The sequence below is a fragment of the Streptococcus sp. F2 genome (assembly GCF_056500955.1).
Genome location: NZ_JBWKAI010000020.1, coordinates 13,300 through 39,094, shown reverse-complemented (window position 1 = coordinate 39,094; position 25,795 = coordinate 13,300). Strand labels below are relative to the sequence as shown.

Here is a 25,795-nt window from a genome sequence, read left to right as displayed (position 1 = left end):
CAATTATCAATAGCAATAATAAAATCAATCATCGTAGTCACCTCATCTATAGTGTACTACTTTGATTGATTTTGTCATTATGAATCTAGTTTTCTGAAAACAAAAGTTTCTTCATGCGTTTGGCGTGCCTTCTTATTCCCTTCTTTTTTGTAATAAACTTTAAAACTCTTATTATAATCATGGAGATTCTCTTTGATTTGACAAAAACCAGTAGCCGACTGTACGGGGCGCCATTGAGGATAGAAGGCCTCTACTGGCAACATGAGTAAATTATAGCCAGCTAAATAGGCTCTTTCCTGACGACGTAACCATTTAGGATGCTTCGCTAATAAAGCCCTTTGAATGGGTATCGAAAGAGACTTGGCCATAGGTTTTTGGTAAGAACAGAGCTTGCTTTGGTGATAAGGAATCCGCAAACTTTCCATGATATTGTTATCCAAAGAAATGGTTTTGGTTAGGTAACTGACTTTGCCAAATAAATCTTCATGAATTAAGTATTTTAGACGCAACAGATGTGCAGCTGTATCCAACTCCCACAAATGAAAGCCTAAACGAGACGAAAAGTAAAGACATTGTTTTTGGAAGGCCGTTAAACGATTTTTAAGCCAGAGTTTCTTTCCCAACAGCCAACGAACCTCGTAACTATGTTTCTGATAGGCTTGTGTACGTGCCACCAAACGCTCAATTGGTATAGGGCTGCACTGAATTTCTAAGGCTAACTTATCATTCACCCAAAGATCTGGAAATTGTTGTAACTCGGGAAGATACTTTTCCACACAAACCTTTTCTGTCTTTATCAGACTTGTGTATATTTTTGCTTTCAAATGCAAATGTTCTTGGGACTCATTTTCTGTTTGAAAATGACAATTAGCTAATGTGATGTGTGCAAAATGAGGGCGTATAATTTTTCCTTGACGCAAGCGAACAGGAGATCCGCAAGCTGGACAACGAAATGGTTGCTTCTGAGGATTAGGCTGTACTAGCAAAGAAATCACCTGATTCTCATTGGTTAAAGCTGTTAATACTCTCAACACCTCCTCTTAGTCCCTCTACCTTATTATTCGTAAAAAGAAACCATTCTTACCTCAATTTAGTCTTTTGTCAAAAAAACTAAATTGAGATACAAAAAAAGCAGGCAAATCGTTGCCTAGCTTCTTTGAGATGAGCTTTTTTTCAGCAGCCCATACAAGATAAGATTGACCAACATAAAACCACTCGTCATGTAAAAAGGAGTCACAAACATTTCCCAATGCCAGAGTGCGGGTAGTTTGGTTAATAAAACTGGCGTTAGAATAACACCAATATTCCCTGCGGTAATTGCCAAACTGGTTACAAAATGATTATGTTCCCTTTTAAAATGTTTAGCAATATAATCAAAAACAGCAGACATGGCACCCACAAAACTTGCTCCGATTAAAAGGGCTCCTAAGATGAAAAGGGCACTATGAGTAGCAAAGGTAAAGATAAGATTTCCCAGACCCATGAGGAGAATCATCACAGCCATGATGCTATCGTTAAGATACTTGGTTAGCTGTCCAAAGACCAGACCAATCAAAATACCGCTAATAGCTAAAATAGTCAGCATGTTACTCGCATAGAAACTGGAATAATGATATTTATTGACAAGAAGCGAGGGGATTTTAATGGTTGCTCCAATGTAAGAAATCCCCACAAAGAAGGTGATTAACATCAGGTAACCAACAGCCTGATCAATATAAGTTGTTTTCTTAAGGGTTAAATGACTTGTATCAATTTCAGGAACGTATTTGCTAAATAAAATGTAAACAGGAATAACCAACAAATACACAAGGTAGGTATAATTAACACCAACTAACAAAGCTAGACCAACGATAAAAGTCGTTAAGGCCTTTCCAATATTAAGCGTTGCCGTTCGAAAGCCAATCATGCTGGCACGCTCGTCACCCTCATAATAATCGCTGATAATACTGATAGAAAGAGAATTGTAAAGGCCAATACCTACTCCCAATAACAGACGACACATTAAAGCCACTACAAATTGCTTGGTGAAAAAAGATACCAGACCTGATATTAGAATCAACACCAATCCCAGTTGGATCGTTTTTTTCTTTCCTAATGTTGCGACGACAAGGTGACTTAGCATGACAAAAATGGTAATCATCATGGCTGGAATAGTCACGAGACTCTCCACAGAAGCCAAGCCAATATGAGGATTTTGCCCATGATAGAGGGCATAAAGTTTAGGAATGGCAGGGGCAATCGCTAAATGCGACATTAAAAAGAGTGAGATAGACAACATTGCCAATTTAGTTGGTAGTTTCGTTTTCATGAAAAATCTCCTTTAACTAAGATACTGTTTCAGTATATAGACAGTTTGCTGTTTAAGCAAGAATAGCGTATTAGTGACCAGTAAGTTTTTATCAATCTAAATAAGCTTTAATCACTAACGTTTCAGCATCAGTCAAGGAACGATAGGCTCCACTCGCTAGTTCCCCAAGTTCCAGTCCGGCAAAACTAGTTCGTTTAAGAGAAATCACTTTCAAGCCATAGGTCAAAAACATTTTTTTAACTTGATGAAATTTACCTTCTGAAATGACCAAACGTGCTTGTGATTTCTCCTGACTCGCCTGAAGGATTGTTAACTGAGCTGGTCGGCACTGCTCTCCTGTTGGAAACTTAATTCCTGCTGCGAAAAAATCTGGAGCATCTTCATCTAAGAAGCCATTGACTGTTACCATATAGATCTTTGCAACATGATGACTAGGATGTAACATTCGAAAACCTAAAGGTCCATTATCAGTGAGTAAAACCAAACCTTCGGTATCTCTGTCCAATCTGCCAACAGGATACAAGGCTGGGTGTCTATCTTTCTCCGAAAGTTGATCCAACACTGTTACATGGTTAATATCGCTTCTTGCCGAGACAACCCCTGCTGGTTTATTAAGGATAAAATAGGAATGTTTGGGATGACTTATCCGTTTTTCGGAAATCTCAATCAGTTGTAGCCCGGGGTCTACATTTTGTCGCCCACTCCAAGCAATCTCGTGATCAATTCTCACGTCTTGCCCCTTGATCAACTGTTTCACTTGCCGCCGCGAACCATCTGTAACTACCTCTAATAATTTATCTAAACGCATATTAGTAGTGTAACATAAATTGATAGCAACAAAAGAAAAAGAAGGAAAAAGACTTCACCTCAAGAACTCTTCTTCCTCTTCCTTCTTATAAAATTATTAATGATTAGTCAACTTCATTTAATTTAGATGCTGCAGCTTCATCCACAATCACAATCACATTCTCATGTTGTTGGAGAATACTAGCTGGAAGATCTTCTGTGACAGGACCAGATACCATTCCTTTAATAGCATCTGCTTTTTCTTCTCCAAAAGCGAGAAGAACAATCATTTTGGACTTCATGATAGAAGCAATGCCCATAGAGATAGCTTGTTTTGGGACATCATCAATACTTGTAAAGAAACGACTATTGGCTTCAATGGTTGATTCTTGAAGTTCCACCACATGCGTTTCTTCTTCAAAAGAAGTCCCAGGTTCGTTAAAACCAATGTGCCCATTACGTCCAATCCCAAGCACTTGAAAATCAATCGGATGCTCTGCAATGATTTGGTCATATCGTTTAGCTTCTGCTTCGACATCGGTTGCTAAACCATTGGGCAAGTAATTCTTTTTAAAAGGCTTCGCATTAAAAAGATTTTGACGCATAAAATAATCATAACTCTGATCGCTCTCTACTGGAAGACCGACATATTCATCCAAGTTAATACTTGTTAAGTCCGAAAAATCCAAAGGACTTTTGACCATTTCTTGGTAAAAACTAATTGGTGAACTTCCTGTTGCTAATCCTAACGTCTTAGCTCCCTTAGCTAAACTATCTTTCAATAAGGTAAAAGCGATTTTCCCACCTTCAATCTGATCTTGGACCCGAATAATTTTCATATCATTCTCCTCCTTTTATTGGTATAGACCTTTTATAATTTCATTATATGGTATATACCAATTTTTGTCAAGCCTGTCCTTTCTTTTCTGATGAAAGATTAAAGATGACGGGTTAGACGACAAGTGATATAATAGAAAAGATTTATCTTATCAGAGAGCGACTACCCAGAGGTGCTCTAGTAACTCAAAGGAGACCTAATGAATACTAACGATTTTGATTTTGATTTGCCCGAAGAACTGATTGCCCAAACACCACTTGAAAAAAGAGATAGTTCAAAACTTTTGATTATTGACCACGAGCAGAAGACGATGATTGATAGCCATTTTGATCACATCATCGATCAACTAAATCCAGGTGATGCGCTTGTCATGAACAATACTCGTGTCTTACCTGCCAGACTCTATGGGGAAAAACCTGACACCCATGGTCATGTGGAATTGCTTTTATTAAAAAATACCCACGGAGATCAGTGGGAAGTCCTTGCCAAACCTGCTAAACGCCTCAAAGTTGGTAGCCAAGTCAGTTTTGGAGATGGTCGATTAACAGCAACCATTGTTGAAGAATTAGAACACGGTGGCCGCATTGTGGAGTTTAACTACGAGGGGATTTTTCTAGAAGTTTTAGAAAGTCTTGGCGAAATGCCTCTACCTCCTTACATCCATGAGAAATTAGATGATGCTGAACGTTACCAAACCGTATATGCTAAGGAAAATGGCTCTGCTGCTGCCCCAACTGCTGGTTTGCATTTCACAACAGACTTACTCTCAAAAATCGAAGCTAAGGGTGTCCATTTGGTTTACCTAACTCTACATGTGGGCTTGGGGACTTTCCGCCCTGTTTCCGTGGATAATCTTGATGACCACGACATGCACTCTGAATTCTATTCCCTTTCAGAAGAAGCAGCACAAACACTGCGCGACGTCAAAAAAGCTGGAGGCCGCATTGTCGCTGTTGGAACCACATCTATTCGTACATTGGAAACCATCGGAAGTAAGTTCCAAGGGGACATTCAAGCTGATTCTGGTTGGACCAATATTTTTATTAAACCAGGCTACCAATTTAAGGTTGTTGATGCCTTCTCGACTAATTTCCATCTTCCAAAATCAACTCTTGTCATGCTTGTTTCCGCCTTTGCAGGGCGTGACTTTGTCCTTGATGCCTATAAGCATGCTGTCGATGAAAAGTATCGCTTCTTTAGTTTTGGCGATGCCATGTTTGTGAAATAAAACCATGAAAACACTTGGAAAATGGCTGCGCTTCTTGATTTTTTTAACCTTCTGCATTAGCTTTTGGCAAAAAGACTATCGTCGCCTAACCTTTGAAAAAGAGCACAAACCTTATCAGGACTTAGTGACACCTTTTTACCAAAACCATCCTAAATTACAAGAACTCCAGCTTTCAGAAGCTATTAAATTACGCCACGACTTGCTTGATTATGTTCGAAAACTCAATAGGGACGGATGGTCCTATAAGGCCATCCAAAAAGGCTACCTTGAACACCTTACCGTTGGAGGAAACTCTTATCATTTCGAACAACATTATAGTCGCATTCGCCTGATAGGCTCACCTGACTTTCAAAAGCTCTGGCAACAAGAAGAGATGACACAGACGCCTCAAGAAGCTCAAAAACGGCTAGAACTCCTCTTGACCTATTTAAACATGCCAGAAGAATTGACTGGACAGGTTCACCAAACTCAGCAAATTTTGGCGCATTTTAGCCCCAATTTAACTCCCACAGATCCCTTCTGGGATCAATTATCTGCCCTCATCCAAGCTTGCTATATCAATCTGGAGCACATCCCTTACAGCAGTTTTAACCGGCAAATCCATCAGCTACGCTACCTCTTATCTACTCAACAAATCGAGTGGGTTCGTTCTCAGTATGGAAAAAAAGGAGAAACTGATGCGGATGCTTTAGCCAAGTATCTGGCTACTCTCGAAGATGACGACTACAATCTATATGAATCGTCTCGGTATCACAATAAAGTCGCCAGTATATTAGATGCCAGTGGCAATCATCAGGCTGTCTACACTGATAATATTCCCCAATCTAACTATAAGATTTTGATTCATTTTCATTCAGAATTTATTTTGTCAGAATCTGGACAATTTTTAGTCGCATTAGATCCGGAAAACCTGACACGTAATAGTATTGTCAATGGTTCCTCCTTCAACTACGGGAATCAAAACGATGACTTACACCGTCTCCTTGATATTGATCCTATTTTGCTCTTTGACCCTGCATTTATCGAAGAGGCAACCCATAGTCCAGAAGCCACTTTCCTCGTTCCTGATTTGGAACAACACGGTGACAAACATAACCCTATTTATAGTAGAAATGGGAAATCCTCCAAACAACTCACGCGCGCAGCTATCAAAAAATTTAAAAAGTTGTTGCACCATTATCAAAGTACCATAACTAAAACGCAAACATCTCACAAACAATATTAAAGGAAAAGGTTTGACAAAGCTAATTGTCAAACCTTTTTTTATTTCTATAAAAGCACAGCCTCTACCGGTAGTCATATGACTGTTTAAAATGCCTCACTCCCAAAAGATTTCATCAATCGGCTAACTCATATTGTGATTAACCCGGTGCCATTCATTGATCACATAGGTTAAATTAATTAACTGCACGTAGCCAAGTCCGTTAACTTCTTCTGACTCTTCTGTAGCACCACCAAGACCTGCTGAATAAAGAGCAATAAGGTATGGAGATTCTTCACCAACAATCGCACCTATATTTAAAGCTTCTCTGACATACCCAGGTTTTTGATAGATGGTGATATTTGGCAAGTAAGCCTTGTAATACAAATCAGGAAAAGACTCTCCGATAAAATATAAGATATCTGCATATTTATCCTGATGCTTCCACAAATAATCAAGAACCTGCAAGTAGTACGCAGTGGTTGTCTTATTTCCCTTGCAATCAATAGTTGGTATGGGACCAGATGCTTTCCCATACCGATCGAATAGTTGATAAGCTTTATTCATGCCACCCAAACGTTCTGCCAAAGCGTATGCAGGTGTATTTTCTGAATAAACAAGGGAATACTCCTGCATATCTGGAATTGACATAGCCCCATTAAATTGAGCCACATAGGCATTATGTTCTTGTTCGTATTCATAATCCGTTCCAGTAATGTCAAAACGCTCTGTTAATGTCAGCTTGCCCTTTTTCACCTCATCAACCACCAACATGTTTAGCGGTAACTTATAAGTACTTCCTGCCGTCATGGGCTGGTGTTCATTCATGGCCACTGTCTTACCTGAACGAAGGTCTTTGTAGGAAAAAGCAATCTGAGACTCATCAATACCAAACTCTTCCAGATAAGCTTTCACCGTATCCACCAAACTCAACGTATGGTAGTCATAATAAAGGCCTAAGGCATTCATCTGTTCAAAATCTGCATCCATAGTAGCTTGCTTAGCTTCTTTGGATTTTTCTGGGAATGGCTTAGGTTTAACTGTATTTTTCTTATTTTTCTTTTTTAAATAGGCTATTTGCTGTTGATGCTCTCCCATTTTCTTGGAAGCTGTTTTCTTTTTAATCGCTAAGCAACCAACTAACATAGCTAAAGCCACTATGGTTAAAGTACCCCACAAAATATTACGTCTTTTCTCTCTTAACACCTAAAATCTCCTATACATTCTATTCTAGCTAAATCTGATTAAAAATCAAGGCATTATATTAAAAAGACAAACCATTTTTATCTTATCCTAGTCACAGACTGTTTTCCTATTAAGTCATCAAACCATCTAAAAAACCAATCTCCTCTCGAGATTGGTACCTGTTTCCTTATTTAGCCGCTTGGTAAAGTTCGGATACTTTTTTCCAATTAATAATATCAAAGAAAGCTTTGATGTAATTCGGACGGACATTACGGTAATTCAAGTAGTAAGCATGTTCCCAAACATCAAGTCCTAAAATAGGAGTTTTACCGTCTGAAATTGGCGTATCTTGATTGGCTGTTGAAGTGATTTCAAGTTTTCCATCTGCGTTAACAACTAACCAAGCCCATCCTGAACCAAATCGTCCAGTAGCAGCTGCCGTAAATTGTTCTTTAAAAGCGTCAAATGAACCGAAGGCATCATCAATAGCTTGTGCAACATCAGGAGTGACGTCTTGTTTTTCTGGGGACAATAATTCCCAGAAAAGGGCATGGTTTAAATGTCCTCCACCATTATTAATTAAGGCTTGACGAATATCTTCTGGAATTTTGGTGACATCTGCCAATAATTCTTCGAGGTTTTCACCTATTTCAGGGTGTTTTTCTAAAGCAGCATTCGCATTGGCAACGTAAGTCGCATGGTGTTTATCATGATGGAGAGTCATTGTCTCCGCATCAAAATGTGGTTCAAGAGCATCATACGCGTATGGAAGTTCTGGTAAAATAATAGCCATTTTCCTGTCCTCTTTTCCTTTATGATAAGTCTATCTTATCGCAAAAAATAAGAGCTTTCAACTAATTTGATTATCTCTTAGAAAGCGGTTCAATCGCTCCTTTGTAATGTGGTTACCATCTTTAAAAGAGCTATATCAACTAAATACTGTTTTTCATAAATCCCAGTTTTAATCTGATAATCTGTCTCAATTAAGGTTTTGACCACAAATGCTAGCTCCTTGAGAGACAACATTCTAGAATCTTTAATAGCATACTTAACTTGATAAGGATTAACTCGCCGACCAAGTATCTCTGACAAACTGGTTACAAGCTGCTGTTCTGATTTTCCTTCTTTAGCAAGAATGGCAAGCTGTAAATATAAGCGAAATTGACCCAACATAATAGCAATTAATTTAATATCATCTTCCCCTGATAAGCGTAAATCATGAATCAAATCTCTAGCTGCATCGATTTTTCCTCGTAGAACGAGTCTGGTTAAGTCAAAAATATTGTCTTGCAAACTTTTAGGAATGGCCTGTTCAATATCTGCTAGACTGACAGTCCCCAATTTTTTATAAGCTTTTAAAAAAGCCATGTTTTTCATGATTTGACTAAAATCATCGTTTGATTTCAAAAGTAATTGGTCAAAGGCACCACTCTCGAAACCTAAACCCAGTTGATGACTGTATTTTTGAAAATAAGTTCTCAGCTCCGCTTCTTTCAACAGACTAGCTTCCAAAATAAGAGCATCTCGTTTTAAGAGTTTGACCAAGCGTCGTTTACTATCCAACTTCCCTGGTGCAAAGATGATTAGTCGAGTAGTCTCTAAGGGATTTTCTAAATAGGTTTCAAAGGCTTTTAGGTCTTTTTCTTTTAAGAAACTTTTTTTATTGGTCGTGATATCTAACAAATGATCAAAAATGACCACCTTCTGCTCAGCAAAAAAAGGCAAACTCAACAAATCCATTTCTGCATCCTGATAAGCCGTCTCGGACATGTCAAAATAAGAATAGGTTAAATCATCCTTATCAAAAGCAATTTGCGTCATTAAACGCGATTTTAATTGGCTATATTGACCAATATCTTCTCCAGTTACCAAGGTAATGAGGCCTAAATTTTGTTTATTCAGTTTCTCTATCTTTTCTATCGCAATCATGCTTTTATTATATCATCTTTCAAAAGAAAAGCTACCGACCTGATATCAAGGTGTTAAGAAATTAATGCACTTTCCCCTGATCAACGAACAGTCTCAATATGCCAATTTAGCCATCCTGTCAACCGAACAGCTCCTTGAATATCCGTGCGATAATAAGAAATTTCCCTATCCTCCAAACGGGTTAGGGTTTCTCTGTGAGGATGCTGATAACGGTTATTTTTTCCAGCAGAAATAAAGGCCACTTTAGGCTGAATATGGTCTAAAAAAGCTGCACTAGAAGAGGTATTTGATCCATGGTGACCTGCTTTTAAATAATCTACTCTTAGTTGAGGATAACGTTCTATGATCTCGTTTTCCCCCTCTTTTTCCAAATCACCTGTAAATAGAAAAGTTTGATTGAGGAGCCTACCATAAAGAACCAGAGAATCATTATTTTTCCCGTTCCCTAACTGCCAAGGATAGAGTACCTGTAAGACACTTCCCATAATAGGCAATTGGTCTCCAGCTGCTAAAACCCTAACGTAACATTTTAAACGCCTTAACCGCCTAACAAAGCTTGGCTGGCTTAAACTACCTTGGCTAGTCAAAATCTCCTTTATACGAATAGCTTTGGCAACCACCTCTATATCCCCCATATGATCAGTATCCGCATGAGTTACTAGTAATTGGTCAATGGTGTGAATGCCTCTACTTTTTAAGTAAGGAATTAAGGTTTTCTGAGCATTCGATGTCTGATGCCCCTGTCGCCACTGCTCTTTTGAAGAAAAGGAAAGGCGCCCACCTACATCTATTAAGAGATTTTTTCCTGTCCAATCCCTCACTAAAATACTATCGCCCTGGCCAATGTCGATAAAGGTCACTTCATTGGTCAAAGGATATTTAACAGATAAAAGCGTCAGGCCTATGACCAAGCCGCAAATGATAACTCTTTGTCGTATCTGCCGATGGTCATAAAGAATAGCGAAGCTAATCACCAGGATAAGCAAGTGCCAACTGGTCGGACTTCCAAAAACAAGGGAGGTATTGAGGGTATTACCAAGAAATTGAATGACTTTTTCTAAGAAAAGAAAGAGATAATTACATCCTGAGAGAGTTATCAAAGGAGACAAACAGAAAACCAAGCAAAGAAGAGGCAAAATCAAAACATCGAAGAGATAAGACAAAAGCCCTGTTAATACCATTGACATGGGGTTAAAACTAGCAAAATAAAAGAGCAAGAAAGGTAACATCCCTAAAGAAACAGTAATGACCTGGACGAAATGCTTTTTAACTCCCGATAACTCCTCAAAAGTGATAACAGTTAACATAAACGCATAGCTAAATGTTAGTACTCCACCAACAGTCATCAAAGCATGAGCATCCCATAAAAGAACAAGTAAGAAAGCGCAAGCCAGATTATCTAAGCCTTTTATGCCTAGATGACCTAATTGAGCCTGCAGAAGGCTTCGAATAACAGAAATACTGTAACCTGTCAGCGCAGCATATAGACAGGCAAAGGGAAGCTCTATCCATTTAATCCATTCAAGAGGAATAGCTAATAGCGTCAAACCTCTTCTAAAACAGGTTAAAAAGAAGCCAACCTGCATCCCTGATAGGGCAAAAAGATGAATGATACCAAGCTGACTATAATAATCTGTCATCTCACCAAAGGACTTATCCAAATAGCCGAAAAGGAGTCCCGTCAAATAATGAGACATGGGCTTTGGAAAGGATTGTTGGCAATGGACAATAGCCTGTCGCCTCAAAGAAGATAAATAATCTCCTACTGACTTTGGTGAAACCACTTCAAGCTGCTCTACTTGTTCCACTTTTCCTATCCTGTAAATTCCCTGATAGGCTAAAAAAGATTGGTAATTAAATCCTCTAAAATTTCGGGAAGTCTCAGCCTTGTCCAATACTATTTTGGCATGCATCACTATCCAACGGTACTCTTTTTGGAAAAATCGGGCTTCCTTTTGATGTTTAAAACGATAAAACAACTGATAAGAATGATTACCGTGACGCCCAATAACAGCTAATTGATCTCCATTAATTCGAATACTATCCGGAACCAATGCTACCTGAGACACTTGTAAAGGTTGTGTTTCCAATTGCTGTCTCAACTGATGTTTCCGATAAACAAAGACAGCAGCAAATAAGGCCAGAATCATAACAACCTTACAGAGGGTCTTTTGAGGAAACTGCTTCAATAGTAACATTCCTAAGCAACCGCTAAGTAAGCAAGTCAACCAGCTAGGACAATAGATCTGATAATAAAGAGCCATTACCAAAAAGGCTAGTTGAATGGGAGGCAAGGGAGACCACTTAGTCCAACGATAGTTCATGTTTCAATTTCTCAAGTGTTTTTTCACCAATTCCAGATACCTGTCTAAGATCATCTAACGTTTTAAAGCCACCTAGACTGTCTCTCGTCTCAAGAATATCCTGAGCCCTTTTTACACCAATGCCCGAAATACGTTGTAACTCCTCTAAATTTGCCTTATTGATATTCACCTTTGTTGAGTTAGACATTTCTGCGTTAGCTTTACCTGCTGAGGAGGCATTTGGCAAGACAGAAATGTCTTCACCCTGCTTAGCCACATACACAACCTGTTCATCCACCAGTTTTTCTGCAAAATTAACAGCATGTCTATCAGCTTCCTGAGTAAGTCCCCCAGCTAATTCAATGACATCGCGCACACGACTATTTGCCCTGAGCTTATAAACTCCCTCCTGTTGTACGGCTCCTTTCAAATCCACTAAAATATTACTCTCTTCTGAAGAATACTTTTTTTCCTCACTAGCTGGCTGTTGTATGGAAGAAGAAGTTGATACAATAGGAAGTTTTGTTTGGCTCTGCTCTTTGCCCCAGATAACAAAACTTAGGGTTAGTATCAGAAAAATCGCTAACACAACACCAATCAAGCGTGGCAGAGAATAAACCTTTTTCAAGCTATTTGTTCCTTTAGTTAACAAGTCATCTATCATTTTTTCACCTCATCTTTTTATTCGTAAATGAATGTTAAAAAATAATTCTCATGAGATTTTTTGAAGAAAGTGCAAATGGCATCCCCTAGCAACCAACGCTTGATTGAGCACGAAACGGACTTTTCTATATAATGTTGTTACCAATTAAATCAAAGAAGATAATAGGCTATTGAAACCTATCTTTCCTATTAGGTACGTATGGTTTTTGCCACATCGCCCTCTCTGTCAACCAAAAATTAAGCAAGTACTCGATAAACCTGTCAATATTTCGTCGATCGCCTTCTTCTGATTTCTCTGTCACCAAATAAAAAAGCTAAGCTTTAGTAAGTCTGTTACGCAGAAATACTAAAGCTTAGCTCTTTTTTGAAACAAAGATGTTCTTCTTATTTTTGTTTTTTAATGGCGGTGTTTATCTGGATCCCAAACAAAGCTAGCAATATAGGAAAATAGCATGGTTAATAATAATACCACCACCAAAACCAAGCCCAGAGGCAATCGGTAAAGATAAGTTAAAGGGTTTCTTGCTTTGCCCGGTTGGAAAGGTACCAACTCATCATCCATTCGATCAAATTCTGCCTGAATACGGTTTGCCACCTCAGCAATCCCTTCATCATTCATGCGTTTAATATCTGAGACGTCAATGGGATTCCCAAAAGTCATGTCAACTCGTTCTCCCGCTAGTAATCCCTTGACCGACATAGGTCCTTGATAGGCTGCTGGCATAATCTTGACCTTAGCCATCTTAGCAATCACCGCTACCCCTCCTTTGACCTCTTGAGAGTGTCGGCTTCCACTTGGAAACATAAGAAGAGAACGATTGCTCTTTTTGAGCATATTAACAGGGTAACGAATAGCATCTGGACTCGGTTTATCACGATCAATAGGAAAAGCACCACACATTTTAATCCACCAAGCAAAGAGACGATTCGTAAACAACTCTTTTTTAGCCATAAAAATAAACTGCTTAGGACGTGCTGCAAATGCCATGTAAACTGGATCCCAAAAGGTTCGATGAGGTGCTACCAGAATATAATTCTCAGAAGCATCTAACATATTTTCTTCATGATGGTAGTGGGCATTGCCATTGACAACCCATAATAAAAAGATTACTAAACCACGTAAGTAAGCGTAAAACACAGGCTTCTCCTTTAATAGAATAATCTTACTTATTGTACCATGAAAGCTGACTTTTCGAAAGTCAAAATCCCTCTTCAAACATTCACCTCAAGCCTATTTTATGTTAAAATAACAGATATGATAAAAGCAATCTTAAAAGAAGGCGAACGTATTGATCAACTCTTTTCAAGTGATGTTCGCATTATTCAAAACAAGGATGTCTTTAGTTACTCTATTGATAGCGTCCTCTTATCCCGCTTCCCCAAAATGCCTTCCAAAGGGTTAATTGTGGATTTGTGCTCAGGAAATGGGGCGGTCGGCTTATTTGCTAGCACCAGAACCAAGGCAACCATCGTTGAAGTCGAGTTACAAGAACGGCTTGCTGATATGGGGCGGCGATCCATTCAACTTAATCAGCTGGAAGACCAAGTAACCATGATTTGTGATGATTTAAAACATCTCCTAAACCATGTGCCACGTTCAGGAGTTGATTTGATGCTCTGCAATCCCCCTTACTTTAAAAGTCACGAAAGTTCCAAGAAGAACGTCTCTGAACATTATTTATTGGCTCGTCATGAGATTACCACTAATTTAGAAGAGATTTGTCAGGTAGCCCGTCATGCCCTTAAATCAAATGGCCGTCTGGCAATGGTTCATCGACCAGATCGATTCTTGGAAATTATAGATAGCCTTAGAGCTAATGGTCTTGCTCCCAAACGGGTACAATTTGTCTATCCTAAATTAGGTAAAGCAGCTAATATGTTACTTATTGAAGCAATCAAAGACGGTTCTATTGAAGGGATGACTATTTTACCTCCTTTAATTGTCCACAAGGAAAATGGAGAATACACTGATCATATTTTTGAGATTTATTTTGGTACTGCTTCCAAAGGAAAACCTGATCATGACCACTAAAAAAGCTTATATGTATGTGTTAGAGTGTGCAGATAAAACCCTCTACACTGGTTATACAACTGATTTGCAAAAACGCTTAGCCACACATAATGCAGGAAAGGGGGCTAAATATACTCGCTACCGGTTACCTGTTTCTTTACTTTATTACGAAGTGTTTGATAGCAAAAAGGCTGCGATGAGCGCTGAGGCACTCTTTAAGAAACGAAAAACAAGAAGCCAGAAATTGGCCTATATTGCTACTCATCAAAAAGAAAAGAAAAATCATTGAGACTTATCATCTCAATGATTTTTTTATGCTTCACTGTCTTCCACAGGCACCAATTCTTTGATTGGTAACTTCAAGACATCTGATAAAATTAAAGGAACCACTTCAAGTGTTACTTCGGAATATTGAAGACCAAACCACCGCATTGGACTGGCAGTGACATGTTTGATGCTCGCTTTAGTCTGCATAATAAAGCGTTCAAAATTAGTGAGTTGACGTGCATTGGAGACCCGCTCTTCTATTAAAACAAAGCGAAAATCACCAACATCACGGCCAGGTGTGATGGTATATTCTTGTTCTTGTTTTGGCAAACGACCACTTTCCATCAAGTCATGAACAATCGTACGCAAATAGCGTGGCACAGCCTGTGGCATTCTAAAACCGAGATAAAGTTCGACTCGAACCATATAATCCGTTCCCATCATATCCACCTTGTACTTGGCTGTATAAGGCTCATCAGTTACCTGAACATTCACAAACCAATAAACTTGAGCGCGCTTGGGCCGCTTATCTAAAATAGAATACAAAATAGAACGGTCAATCATGTGATCCTGCATGCGATTGGAGAGATAAACCACATTGGTTTGATAAAGGTCAAAACGAACGTCGTCACGAAGTTGCTTAATCTGCTCCTTGTAATCATTCAAATTGAGAGATTTTACATACTTGAAAACAATGCGTGTGCCCGCATGCCAAATAAACATGACAAAGACAATTGCTAGCGCTAAAATAACCACTACATAGCCACCGTGCATGAATTTGACAGCGGAGGCCCAGAAGAAAATGAATTCTACAAGGGCAAAGAAAGTCATCACTAAATGAGCTAGGAAAGGTTTTACACCTTCTTTAATCAAATAGTAATTCAATAATATAGTGGTCATTAACATGGTAATGGTAATGGCCAGGCCATAGGCTGCTTCCATGTGAGCAGAGGTTCTAAAATACAAAACCGTACAGGACGTGACTGCAAAGAGAATCCAGTTAATCACCGGAATATACAATTGCCCCAAATTAGCACCAGGATAAGTCACTCGAAATAGAGGGAATATTTTCAAGCGCATGGCTTCTGAAACCAAGGTAAAAGAACCTGAAATTAAGGCTTGTGAGGCAATGATGGCTGCTAAGGTGGCAAGAATAACCACATACACCGTTAATTGGGAAGGTACACTAGCAAAGAAAGGATTAAGTTCAATGCCTGAATCTTTATGGGATAGAATCCATGCTGCCTGACCACAATAGGATAAGACAATGCATAGCTTGACAAAAGGCCAACTCACATAAATATTACCTCGGCCGACATGGCCTAAATCAGAGTAGAGAGCTTCAGCTCCTGTTGTCGCAAGGAAAATGGACCCCAAGATAAAAATCCCTCGATGATTTTCTGGACTAAAAAGCAAATGCAGGGCATAGTAAGGATTGATAGCCTTGAAAATTTCTAAGTGCCCTAATGTGTTCAGTAAACCACTAATTCCCAAAAAACTAAACCAAAGGAGCATCACAGGTCCAAATATTTTTCCGATAAACCCTGTCCCAAACCGTTGAATCCCAAATAGAATCATCAAAATAATCAGGGTTGTGATAATCACATTGGTTTGATTTTGATAAATCTGACTGAGACCAGGAACAGCTTTCAATCCTTCAATGGCTGAGGTCACCGTTACCGCAGGCGTAAGAGCCCCATCAGACAAAAGCGTTGCACCTCCAATCATAGCCGGAATAATGAGCCATGGTGACATTTTGCGAACCAAGGTGAATAAAGAAAAAATCCCACCCTCATGATGGTTATCCGCTTTTAGAGCAATCAAAACATATTTGATTGTTGTGATTAACGTTAAGGTCCAGATAATCAAGGACACGGCCCCTAGAATAAAGGGTTCAGAAACCTGAGCGATACCTCCTTGATTTTCCACCAAAGATTGCATCGTGTAGAGAGGACTTGTTCCAATATCTCCATAAACAATACCTAGAGCAATAATAAAACCTGCTTTTGATGCTTTATCAAAGGCAGTATGATGGGCATCAGACATCCCAATCTTCCTCCTAATAGTTAAAAAGTGCCATAAAATGACTGAAACCATTATAACAGATTCGAACGTAAAAGCAACTTTTTCAGAAAATTAAAGAGAGTCGATGGGAATCGACTCTCTTTAATCCTATTCACCTTTGTGACGAATCACAAATCCAGTGTTTTTAGGGCTTGATTTCTTTTCTTTATTGAAAAAATCTTTAGCATTACGTTTTGGTTTACGTTTGAAATCACGATTGCCACTGCCATCATGACCGTCACGTTTATCACGACGACGATCACCATTACGCTCATCTCTGTTACGGTCGCCACGATAGCCACCACGGCGATCTCCGCGGTTACGGTTGTCACGTCCACGACCACCTTTGCCATTTTTATTGCCATGGCCACCACCCACATACTTGAATGGTAATGGTTTTTCACGCGCAATTTCCACTTCTGGTAAGCTATCTGGATCTTGAACCGTTAAGCTCAAAATATACAATGCCAACTCTTCTGGAGTGAATTCAGCTGCTAATTGGATAGCATCTCCTTTGAATTTGTCAAAGTTAGAACGAATAGCATCATCTGCAAAATCACGTTCAATTTTTTTAAGGGCTACTTTTTTCTTGGCTTGGAAAGCCTCTTCTGCAGTTGCTGGGCGGAGAGGTTTCATCTGTTTTTTCGTTAAGTTCTCAATCATTGAGAGGTAGCCCATCTCATTTGGTGAGACAAAAGTGATTGACTCACCTGATTTACCCGCACGACCAGTACGGCCAATACGGTGAACATAACTTTCTGGATCTTGGGTAATATCGTAGTTATAAACGTGGGTAACTCCTGAAATATCAAGACCACGTGCTGCCACATCAGTGGCTACAAGAATATCAATTTGATCGTTTTTGAAATCACGGATAACGCGTAAGCGTTTATTTTGGTCTAGATCACCATGGATTCCTTCGGCACGGAAACCACGTAATTTTAGACCACGTGTAATCTCATCAACACGACGTTTAGTCCGACCGAACACAATAGATAATTCAGGCTGGTTAACATCCATCAAACGTGTCATGGTATCAAATTTTTCTTGTTCCTTCACACGGACATAGTATTGATCAACATTCACGTTGGTTAATTCTTTGTTCTTAATTTGAACATGCTCAGGGTCTTTCATGAATTTTACCCCGATTTGTTTAATAGGTGCTGGCATCGTTGCGGAGAAGAGCAAGGTTTGACGGTCTGCTGGGACACGACTAATAATAGCTTCGATGTCTTCCAAGAATCCCATGTTAAGCATCTCATCTGCTTCATCAAGGATTAAGGTTTCCACATGATCTAAAATAAGAGCCTTGCGCTTAATCAAATCTAACAAGCGGCCTGGTGTTCCCACGACAATGTGGGCACCTGATTTAAGGGCTTTGATTTGTTTTTCAATACTTGATCCACCGTAAACAGAGCGAACCTTAACCCCTTTTTCACGTCCAAAACGGAACAATTCTTCCTGACTTTGTACAGCCAATTCACGCGTTGGTGCAATGACCAATGCTTGGATGATATTTTCGTTAGTACGAATCTTATTCAAGGTTGGTAGACCAAACGCTGCTGTTTTACCAGTTCCTGTTTGTGCCTGACCAATAACATCCTTCCCTTCTAGTGCGAGAGGAATCGTCATTTCCTGGATAGGAGATGCTTTCTCAAAACCAGCGGTAACGACAGCTGATTGGATGTCTTCTGATAAGTTAAATTCTGTAAATTTCAATTGTTTCTCTTTTCTAAAAAGGCAGTGCGAAGCTGCCTTATAAACCTTTTAATTTTCGTCGTTTGATTAACAACCTAACTAGTGTAACACAATTAGAATCAAAAAGATAGGAAATAAGGTTAATCTCATTAATAACACGTTTTCATAAATAAACGATTCTTGTAACACTCCTCCAAAACAATTAAGAAAGCTCCTTTTCTAAGAAAAGAAGCTTCTCAATGTTGATTTTTAAAAGGCAACCTCTGCTTCACTTGGAAGTTCATTAGTGATGTAATCTCGAATTTCATCACTAGTTAACACCTCTTTGAGCACTTTAATTTTAGCACTGTTTTTATTATCCTGACGAGCTACTAGGGCACCTGCAAAGTGAACGTCTGGTTTTTTCTCATAAAGCAAGCGGTCTTTTTGAGGGGTCAAGTTAATTTTAGCGACGTAAGCTGGAAAGTTAAAGACAAGGTCATACTCAAAGTAAGCCTGGTTAAGGTTAAGAAGTGCCACCGGTTCAATAGCTAACTGTTTCGGATTGTCGGTAATATCTTCAATAGCTTTTGTTGGTTTGTCTGTTTTCTTAAGTTTAATCAGATTTTTTTCTTGTAACAATAGCAAAGCTCTAGTCATATTTGAAGGATCTGAAGGGATAGCTACCCTTGAACCATCTTTTAAGTCATCAATGCTTTTTAAGCCTTTACCATAAAAACCGGCCAATGAATGGTAGATAGGTGTTATCGAAACGAGATGTCCTTTATTTTCTTTATTAAAAACGTCCATGAAAAATTCATGTTGTAAAAGATTAGCATCATGTTCTTTATTTTCCAAGGCAATATTTGCTTGAATATAATCAGAGACCGTCTCAATTTTTAAGGTGTATCCTTTTTCTTTAACATTATCTTCAACCAATTCTAAAAAGGTGGATGATGGTTTAGTATAAGTTGCCACCGTGATCACACGATCTTCTTTAGCCTTAGTCGTATCTTTAGACTGACTTGATTCTTTTTTAGCGCAAGCCAGTAAAAAAACAGATGCCATAACAAGACATATTAGGGAAAGTACTTTTTTCATAACTCCTCTTTTCGTTTGTTTTTCTATTTCTTTGCATAGCGATTAGCTAAAAAATAGCCTAAGCTTTGCAAGATAAACACATACATAATAAATAAGAAAACAATCAGATACATGACCGGATAATCATATTCCTGATAACCAAAGCGATAGGCATATTCACCTAAGCCTCCCGCGCCAATAACCCCCATCACCGTTGAATAGCCTAGAACACTAATCGCCGTTGCTGTAAAGGACAAAATCAAATCCATCTTAATGGATGGGATCAAAAAATAGCGTATCAACTGTCCCTTACTGGCACCCAAACTCAAAGCTCTATCGATGACTACCTGAGGAACATTCAGCAAAGCCTGTTCAACGTAACGCGCATACAAACTCACTGAGACAAGCGTTAGCGGCAAAATAGCTGCTATCGTCCCAAATGATGTTCCAAAAATTAATCGATTAAGGGGAATCAAGATAAAAATAAAGATTAAAAAGGGCACACTACGTAAGGTTCCAAGGAACAAGTTTAAACATTGATAGGCCAAAGGATGCCTGATTAGGTATGATTTTTTCAATGAAAAGAGTAAAATACCTGTGGGAAAAGCGATTAGAAAACACAAAGCCAAGGTAAGCCCTAGCATTAGATTGGTCTCCCAAAATGAATTTAGAATGGCTTCCCCATGTTTTGCTAAAATATCAGTCATGTAATAAGAACTCCTTTACCTGGCTCACATAATCTGTCTCCAGTTGATGGGATGCTGTTTTTACAGGAACTACTGTTTCTGCAATCGTCTGGTGATCTAGAATCATCACGCGGTCACAATATTGTTTTAAAACAGAGAGATGATGGGCAATCATTAAAATGGAAATGCCATACTGGTCACGCAGGCTAGCCAATAAATCAAAAATCTCTTTTTCACTATTAGTATCCAAGGCAGAACTAATTTCATCACATAAAATCAACCTTGGTTTTTGCAAGATAGCCATGGCAATTGCTACTTTTTGTTGCTGGCCACCACTTAAACTGTGACACTTGACTTGCTTAACCCTCGTTAGGCCAAGAAAGTCTAAAATATCATCAATAGCTTCATGATCAACTTTTTGATGATTCAGCTTATAAACTAGGGATAAATGATAGAAAACCGTTTCTCCAGGTAAAAGGTTATGGTGCTGAAAAATATAGGCAATATCTTTACGCATTTGCCGTAATTGGCTGGCCGATAATTCCTTTAATTCTTGTCCTTGATAATAAATATGACCCTGATCATAGGACATTAAACCATTTATCATTTTTAAAATAGTACTCTTCCCAGTCCCGTTGGAACCAATGAGCCCTACTATCTCGCCTTCTTGAATGTTAAACGAAATGTGCTCTAATTTAAACTGAGCTTTTGGAAATATTTTACCCACTTCTTTTAATGCTATTATCATTATTTAATGCTCCTCGAAAACTTATCTTATCAAAAAAATGTAGCGTTTTCAAAAAATTTGCCTAGAAATCAAAGTCACTCATCCGGATTTCGATATCCTCCTACGCGTTTTAAATCTATTCCTCTTTTGGTCACTTTTTTAGGCAACAAAAAAACATGACCTTCCTCTTCTGAGACCAGTGGTCATGTTTTATCTTAATAATGAGATATTATTCTCCTAAAACAGCTGCTGCTAAAGCCTGTTGAATCGCAATAACACTTTGATCGCTCTTAAACTGTAAGGTTTCAGCAGGTTCCATAGCAGAGGAGACCCATATTTTCAGTTCAGCATCCAAATCAAAATGCCCTGATGTTTCGACTGTAAAACGAGAAATGGAGCGATAAGGAATAGACTTGTAAGATACTTTTTTGCCTGTCATTCCTTGTTTATCCACTAGAATTAAGCGTTTTTCAGTAAAAACAATTAAATCCCTAACCAATGAAAAAGCTAGTTCTACTTGCTCTCCAGTGACTAAAACATCTACTAGTTGAGCTTGAATTTTTTGATTGTCTTGCTGTGACGCATTGCCTAATAATCCTGATAATAATCCCATAGGATATCCTCCTTTTTTAGTAACTATACCACAATTGTTAATGATAGTCACACCAAACGAAAAGAGACTAGACAACGGAATCTAGTCAGAAAACAGCTAGACCTCGTGATACCAGTCTCCGTCGGAATTACATTTTTTCTTCCAATTTGACGTCTGGGTATTTATCTGCAAACCAGCGAAGGGCAAATTCGTTTTCGAATAGGAAGACAGGCTGATCAAAACGATCCTTAGCTAAAATGTTTCGGCTTGACGACATGCGTTGATCCAAATCATCTTCTGAAATCCAGCGAACAGTCTTTTTACCCATCGGTGTCATCACAACTTCAGCGTTGTATTCACCTTCCATCCTGTGTTTAAAGACTTCAAACTGCAACTGCCCTACAGCACCTAACATGTATTCACCTGTTTGATAGTTTTTATAAAGTTGAACAGCTCCTTCTTGCACCAACTGTTCCATTCCCTTATGGAATGATTTTTGCTTCATGACATTTTTAGGAGAAACTTTCATAAAAATTTCTGGGGTAAAGGTTGGCAGTGGTTCAAATTCAAACTTACGTTTACCAACAGTCAAGGTATCCCCAACTTGGTAGGTTCCTGTGTCATAAACCCCAATAATATCTCCTGCTACCGCATTTTGGACATTCTCACGGGACTCTGCCATAAACTGAGTGACGTTAGACAACTTTGCCCCTTTACCAGTACGGGTTAAGTTAACAGCCATTCCCTTTTGAAATTCACCTGACACAATACGCACAAAAGCGATACGATCACGGTGTTTAGGGTCCATATTGGCTTGAATTTTAAAGACAAAGCCTGAAAACTCTTTATCCAGAGGGTCAATCACGACATCTTCAGTCGTTTTGTGACCATGAGGTTCTGGAGCAAATTCCAAGAAAGTGTCTAGGAAGGTCTGCACACCAAAATTTGTCAGCGCTGAGCCAAAGAAAACAGGGGTAAGTTTACCATCTAAAACAGCTTGTTCCGAAAAATCATTACCAGCTTCCTGTAACAATTCAATATCTTCTAAAACTTGTTCATAGAAAGGGTTTTTTGCAAAAAGAGTTGCCCCTTCTTCAAAATCAGCAAATCGTTGATCTCCTTTGTAGAGTTCTAAACGCTTGTTGTGTAAATCATACAAGCCCTCAAAGGCACGTCCCATACCAATAGGCCAATTCATTGGATAGGAAGCAATCCCTAAGACCTCTTCTAATTCTTCCAAGAGTTCTAAAGGCTCACGGCCGTCACGGTCTAATTTGTTAATAAAGGTGAAGACAGGAATATTACGGTGTTTGACAACCTCAAATAATTTTTTCGTTTGCGCCTCAATACCTTTTGCTGAGTCAACAACCATGACAGCTGCATCTACCGCCATTAAGGTACGGTAAGTATCTTCAGAAAAGTCTTCGTGTCCTGGGGTGTCAAGGATGTTAACCCGTTTGCCAGCATAATCAAATTGCATTACTGATGAGGTTACGGAAATTCCACGTTGTTTTTCAATATCCATCCAGTCTGACTTAGCAAACTGACCTGATTTTTTTCCTTTTACAGTCCCCGCCTCGCGGATCTCACCCCCAAAATAGAGCAATTGTTCAGTGATTGTTGTCTTCCCTGCATCCGGGTGACTGATAATAGCGAAGGTACGGCGCTTTTTAATTTCTTCTGTAAGTGACATTCTTTTTTCCTTGTGTATTAAAATGGCAGAGCTTTTCTCTGAGTTATTTTCATTAGGTATTACTCGTTTATCAAAAGATTTAGGCTACATTGGTCTTCTCCATATACGATTAGCCTCTAAAGTTTTTCAAAACTGGTATTATAACTTATCTTAGGCTATCAATGAGTATCTTTTCTAAAAAATCGAGCCTGGAAATAATCCCAGACCCTTCTTATTATAGCTGATTTTAAGTGCTTTTTCAACGGCTTACTTTTCCTTAGAATAGGCAAATTCTAGTTGCTGTGATTCTCCAAATTTCACATAGGACCATTCTATCAATTTAACCATCCCAGTCAACCCTCCAGTCACAATCACAAAGTTTAGCAACAAATGACGGGTATGGATAACAGGAATATCTGTTACAAAGCCATAATTTCCCTTAGTCAGGAGACTGACAATAAGGAGGAGGAAATTAACAGTTGCAAAATAGCGTAATACTAGAACGGGCTTTAATTGGCTTGGATTATAAAAACGCAAGAGATAAATCAACCCATTAACCAAGAGAGCATAATGACCTAAGTAGAATGCCACATTCGCCACGTGCCATAGCTTGAAAGGATAGAGGTCTGGCGATAAAAGGGCCAAGAAAGTCCCTCCTATCCCCAAAATCATAAACAATTGTTTAAAACTGTTACGATCCGGTAGGAAAAAGACTGCCAGCATGGCAATACGGCAATGATACAAAGGCAAGGCTTCATTTAAAGGAAAACCTCTTAAGACATACCAAGTGTATAAACCAATCAGCTGTGATAACTGTAATCCCAAGAAAAAATAGCGATAAGGTTTTGATTGATAAGCTTGAAGTGTCAAAAAGACAAGTAATGGTGCTATCAAAAGTGATGACACATAAAAAATAAGTGATGTGTGAGGTGACCCAATCGGGTCAATTGCAAAAAAATCCATAACCATCCCTTTCTACGTTTTTTCATTATACCTTAATCTTTATGAGAGAACAAGCCCTTCTCTGTGCTTTTTCTAAAAAGCAAGGCTAAGGTAAGTCTTCACTTTAATTTTCAACTAAACGATTAACCAATTTAGCCAGCCCCATTGAGTTACTCCCTTTTAAAAGAATTTGGTCAGAGGGAGCAAGTAATTGTTGCACCTGTCTTACCATGTCTTCAAACTGATCTTCTTGCTGATTTTTTTGGAAGAACTGAACATGTCCTTCAGGATAAAACTCATGTGCTAATTGGGCTAACTCTTGAATATCATCACCATAAAAAACAAGTTGGTCAATGCGATCAGGTGACAATTGTTTGATTAACTGCGAATGTAGGGCAACAGAATCTGGTCCTAATTCTTTCATGTCAGCTAGCACTGCAATCTTTTTTCCACCGGGGTTCTTTGCTATGTTAGCAAAGGTTTCTAAAATCAGGCGCATGGCTGTCGGATTGGCATTGTAAACATCTGATAAGATGTCAGCACCATTAGCAGCTTTTTTCCATTCTGTACGATTAGCAGTGAGTTGAACAGACTCTAACGCCTCGATAATATCCTCATCTGCTACTGCCAACAATTTACCAACATAGGCTGCTACCATAGCATTGGTCGCGTTGTATTTTCCTGGTAGAGGTAGGGACACAGGTGTTGCTAACACATTTGTTGTAAACGTTAAGCTATCTTTTTCTTCTCGAATATCAGTAACATTCAATTCTTGGTGGTCACCAAATCGAATGACCATCTGGTTTTCTGGAAGATAAGGATCGATAATCGAATCACCTGGGGCAATTAAAATGCCATTTGAATCCATTCCATCAACAATTTGCATTTTCCCTTGAGCAATCTTGTCACGTGACCCAAAATATTCTAAATGGGCTTCGCCTACCAGAGTTAAAACAGCAATACGGGGTCTTGCAATTTCAGAGAGAAGATGAATATCTCCCATGTGGTCTTGTCCCATCTCAAGAACAATTTTTTCGGTATCTTCAGGCATGTGGAGAACGGTGTAGGGTAATCCGATTTCATTATTGTAATTTCCCTGCGTTTTATAAGTTTTATAGGTTGTTGATAGGACTGCGCTGATCATATCTTTGGTAGAGGTTTTCCCATTTGAACCTGTCACGGCTATCACATCCACGCGCATCTTATCAATGTAATACTGGGCTAACGTTTGAAAAGCTTTTAGGCAATCGTTAACAAGAAGATGGGGTTTACCTGGTAATTCTTTTTCTGAGAAAGTAGCAACTGCTCCATTTTCGAAAGCTAAATCAATAAAATCATGGCCATCTCTCTCGCCTTTAAGGGGTAAAAAAAGATCTCCTTCTGTAATCTTACGGCTATCAAACTCAATCTGATTCAGAGGGACGTCGTCCAGATCAGATACATTATTTTGGGCGTCAACAATTTTAGCCACTTCATGTAAGGTTAGTTTCATCTTGTTTTCCTTCTAAGAACACTTGTTTTTACAATTTCCTTTCTATTATAGCATAAAATATTAGAAAATTTTCTAAAATGTCCAAGTCCTTTTACCGCCCTGCCATTCTTTCTAAAAACCTCAAAAAGGATGGGGAGCGGAAAA

Annotated in this window: 23 protein-coding genes; 4 read left to right on the top strand and 19 right to left on the bottom strand. The window is 38.8% G+C overall.

The window, feature by feature from the left end:
• Window positions 1–77 precede the first annotated feature (77 nt).
• From ACYTR8_RS07165 to nagB, 4 genes are all read right to left on the bottom strand, one after another.
• On the bottom strand, window positions 78–1,034 hold the full coding sequence (locus tag ACYTR8_RS07165) for a competence protein CoiA (protein ID WP_479641924.1): 957 nt from the start codon (window positions 1,032–1,034) through the stop codon (window positions 78–80).
• Between the two features lie 113 nt (window positions 1,035–1,147).
• The gene (locus tag ACYTR8_RS07160) at window positions 1,148–2,308 is read right to left on the bottom strand and encodes an MFS transporter (protein ID WP_046177844.1); all 1,161 of its coding nucleotides are present in this window, start codon (window positions 2,306–2,308) and stop codon (window positions 1,148–1,150) included.
• 91 nt (window positions 2,309–2,399) lie between these two features.
• A complete protein-coding gene (locus tag ACYTR8_RS07155) occupies window positions 2,400–3,116 on the bottom strand; it encodes a pseudouridine synthase (RefSeq protein ID WP_269760247.1) in 717 nt (238 codons plus the stop codon).
• A gap of 103 nt (window positions 3,117–3,219) precedes the next feature.
• Window positions 3,220–3,933, bottom strand: coding sequence for a glucosamine-6-phosphate deaminase (nagB, locus tag ACYTR8_RS07150; RefSeq protein ID WP_111716994.1), 714 nt, complete (start codon window positions 3,931–3,933; stop codon window positions 3,220–3,222).
• A gap of 198 nt (window positions 3,934–4,131) precedes the next feature.
• On the opposite strand from nagB, the gene queA reads away from it, so the two are divergent.
• A complete protein-coding gene (gene queA, locus ACYTR8_RS07145) occupies window positions 4,132–5,160 on the top strand; it encodes a tRNA preQ1(34) S-adenosylmethionine ribosyltransferase-isomerase QueA (RefSeq protein ID WP_479641923.1) in 1,029 nt (342 codons plus the stop codon).
• 4 nt (window positions 5,161–5,164) lie between these two features.
• Complete coding sequence (locus ACYTR8_RS07140; protein ID WP_111716999.1) at window positions 5,165–6,385, top strand: DUF3114 domain-containing protein; 1,221 nt, start codon at window positions 5,165–5,167, stop codon at window positions 6,383–6,385.
• Window positions 6,386–6,505: 120 nt separating this feature from the next.
• On the opposite strand, the gene ACYTR8_RS07135 is transcribed toward ACYTR8_RS07140, so the two are convergent.
• The 6 genes from ACYTR8_RS07135 to ACYTR8_RS07110 all read right to left on the bottom strand — a co-directional run bounded on the left by ACYTR8_RS07135 (window position 6,506) and on the right by ACYTR8_RS07110 (window position 13,579).
• A complete protein-coding gene (locus tag ACYTR8_RS07135; RefSeq protein WP_443597316.1) occupies window positions 6,506–7,567 on the bottom strand; it encodes a serine hydrolase in 1,062 nt (353 codons plus the stop codon).
• Between the two features lie 166 nt (window positions 7,568–7,733).
• On the bottom strand, window positions 7,734–8,339 hold the full coding sequence (sodA, locus tag ACYTR8_RS07130; protein WP_111717007.1) for a superoxide dismutase SodA: 606 nt from the start codon (window positions 8,337–8,339) through the stop codon (window positions 7,734–7,736).
• 89 nt (window positions 8,340–8,428) lie between these two features.
• Entirely contained in the window at window positions 8,429–9,475 is a 1,047-nt protein-coding gene (gene holA / locus ACYTR8_RS07125) for a DNA polymerase III subunit delta (RefSeq protein WP_479641922.1), read from the bottom strand.
• An 80-nt stretch (window positions 9,476–9,555) separates the two neighbouring features.
• Window positions 9,556–11,799, bottom strand: coding sequence for a DNA internalization-related competence protein ComEC/Rec2 (locus tag ACYTR8_RS07120; protein ID WP_269760250.1), 2,244 nt, complete (start codon window positions 11,797–11,799; stop codon window positions 9,556–9,558).
• The gene (locus ACYTR8_RS07115; RefSeq protein WP_003057999.1) at window positions 11,780–12,442 is read right to left on the bottom strand and encodes a helix-hairpin-helix domain-containing protein; all 663 of its coding nucleotides are present in this window, start codon (window positions 12,440–12,442) and stop codon (window positions 11,780–11,782) included. The genes ACYTR8_RS07120 and ACYTR8_RS07115 overlap by 20 nt, the downstream gene beginning before the upstream one ends.
• A 396-nt stretch (window positions 12,443–12,838) precedes the next feature.
• Entirely contained in the window at window positions 12,839–13,579 is a 741-nt protein-coding gene (locus ACYTR8_RS07110; protein WP_269760251.1) for a lysophospholipid acyltransferase family protein, read from the bottom strand.
• A 117-nt stretch (window positions 13,580–13,696) separates the two neighbouring features.
• On the opposite strand from ACYTR8_RS07110, the gene ACYTR8_RS07105 reads away from it, so the two are divergent.
• A complete protein-coding gene (locus tag ACYTR8_RS07105) occupies window positions 13,697–14,473 on the top strand; it encodes a tRNA1(Val) (adenine(37)-N6)-methyltransferase (protein ID WP_111717937.1) in 777 nt (258 codons plus the stop codon).
• The gene (locus tag ACYTR8_RS07100) at window positions 14,463–14,741 is read left to right on the top strand and encodes a GIY-YIG nuclease family protein (RefSeq protein ID WP_111717016.1); all 279 of its coding nucleotides are present in this window, start codon (window positions 14,463–14,465) and stop codon (window positions 14,739–14,741) included. The genes ACYTR8_RS07105 and ACYTR8_RS07100 overlap by 11 nt, the downstream gene beginning before the upstream one ends.
• Window positions 14,742–14,764: 23 nt before the next feature.
• Here ACYTR8_RS07100 and ACYTR8_RS07095 read toward each other — a convergent pair whose 3' ends face one another.
• The 9 genes from ACYTR8_RS07095 to ACYTR8_RS07055 all read right to left on the bottom strand — a co-directional run bounded on the left by ACYTR8_RS07095 (window position 14,765) and on the right by ACYTR8_RS07055 (window position 25,651).
• Window positions 14,765–16,765 (bottom strand): KUP/HAK/KT family potassium transporter, encoded by a 2,001-nt coding sequence (locus ACYTR8_RS07095; RefSeq protein WP_111717018.1) that lies wholly within the window; start codon window positions 16,763–16,765, stop codon window positions 14,765–14,767.
• A 126-nt stretch (window positions 16,766–16,891) separates the two neighbouring features.
• Window positions 16,892–18,502 (bottom strand): degradosome RNA helicase CshA, encoded by a 1,611-nt coding sequence (gene cshA / locus ACYTR8_RS07090; protein WP_269760252.1) that lies wholly within the window; start codon window positions 18,500–18,502, stop codon window positions 16,892–16,894.
• 228 nt (window positions 18,503–18,730) lie between these two features.
• Window positions 18,731–19,561 carry a MetQ/NlpA family ABC transporter substrate-binding protein gene (locus ACYTR8_RS07085; RefSeq protein WP_269760253.1) on the bottom strand — a complete coding sequence of 277 codons (831 nt, stop codon included), beginning with the start codon at window positions 19,559–19,561 and terminating at the stop codon, window positions 18,731–18,733.
• Between the two features lie 23 nt (window positions 19,562–19,584).
• Window positions 19,585–20,247, bottom strand: a complete 663-nt coding sequence (locus ACYTR8_RS07080) for a methionine ABC transporter permease (protein WP_111717022.1) — start codon at window positions 20,245–20,247, stop codon at window positions 19,585–19,587.
• Window positions 20,240–20,974, bottom strand: a complete 735-nt coding sequence (locus tag ACYTR8_RS07075; RefSeq protein WP_129555445.1) for an ATP-binding cassette domain-containing protein — start codon at window positions 20,972–20,974, stop codon at window positions 20,240–20,242. Before ACYTR8_RS07075 ends, ACYTR8_RS07080 begins: the two co-directional genes overlap by 8 nt.
• A 208-nt stretch (window positions 20,975–21,182) precedes the next feature.
• Entirely contained in the window at window positions 21,183–21,566 is a 384-nt protein-coding gene (locus tag ACYTR8_RS07070) for a PH domain-containing protein (RefSeq protein ID WP_003058003.1), read from the bottom strand.
• Window positions 21,567–21,693: 127 nt separating this feature from the next.
• Entirely contained in the window at window positions 21,694–23,238 is a 1,545-nt protein-coding gene (locus ACYTR8_RS07065; RefSeq protein WP_443597295.1) for a peptide chain release factor 3, read from the bottom strand.
• 246 nt (window positions 23,239–23,484) lie between these two features.
• Entirely contained in the window at window positions 23,485–24,180 is a 696-nt protein-coding gene (locus ACYTR8_RS07060; protein ID WP_111717030.1) for a TMEM164-related integral membrane acyltransferase, read from the bottom strand.
• A 103-nt stretch (window positions 24,181–24,283) separates the two neighbouring features.
• Window positions 24,284–25,651 carry a UDP-N-acetylmuramoyl-tripeptide--D-alanyl-D-alanine ligase gene (locus tag ACYTR8_RS07055; protein ID WP_269760256.1) on the bottom strand — a complete coding sequence of 456 codons (1,368 nt, stop codon included), beginning with the start codon at window positions 25,649–25,651 and terminating at the stop codon, window positions 24,284–24,286.
• Window positions 25,652–25,795: the final 144 nt, after the last annotated feature.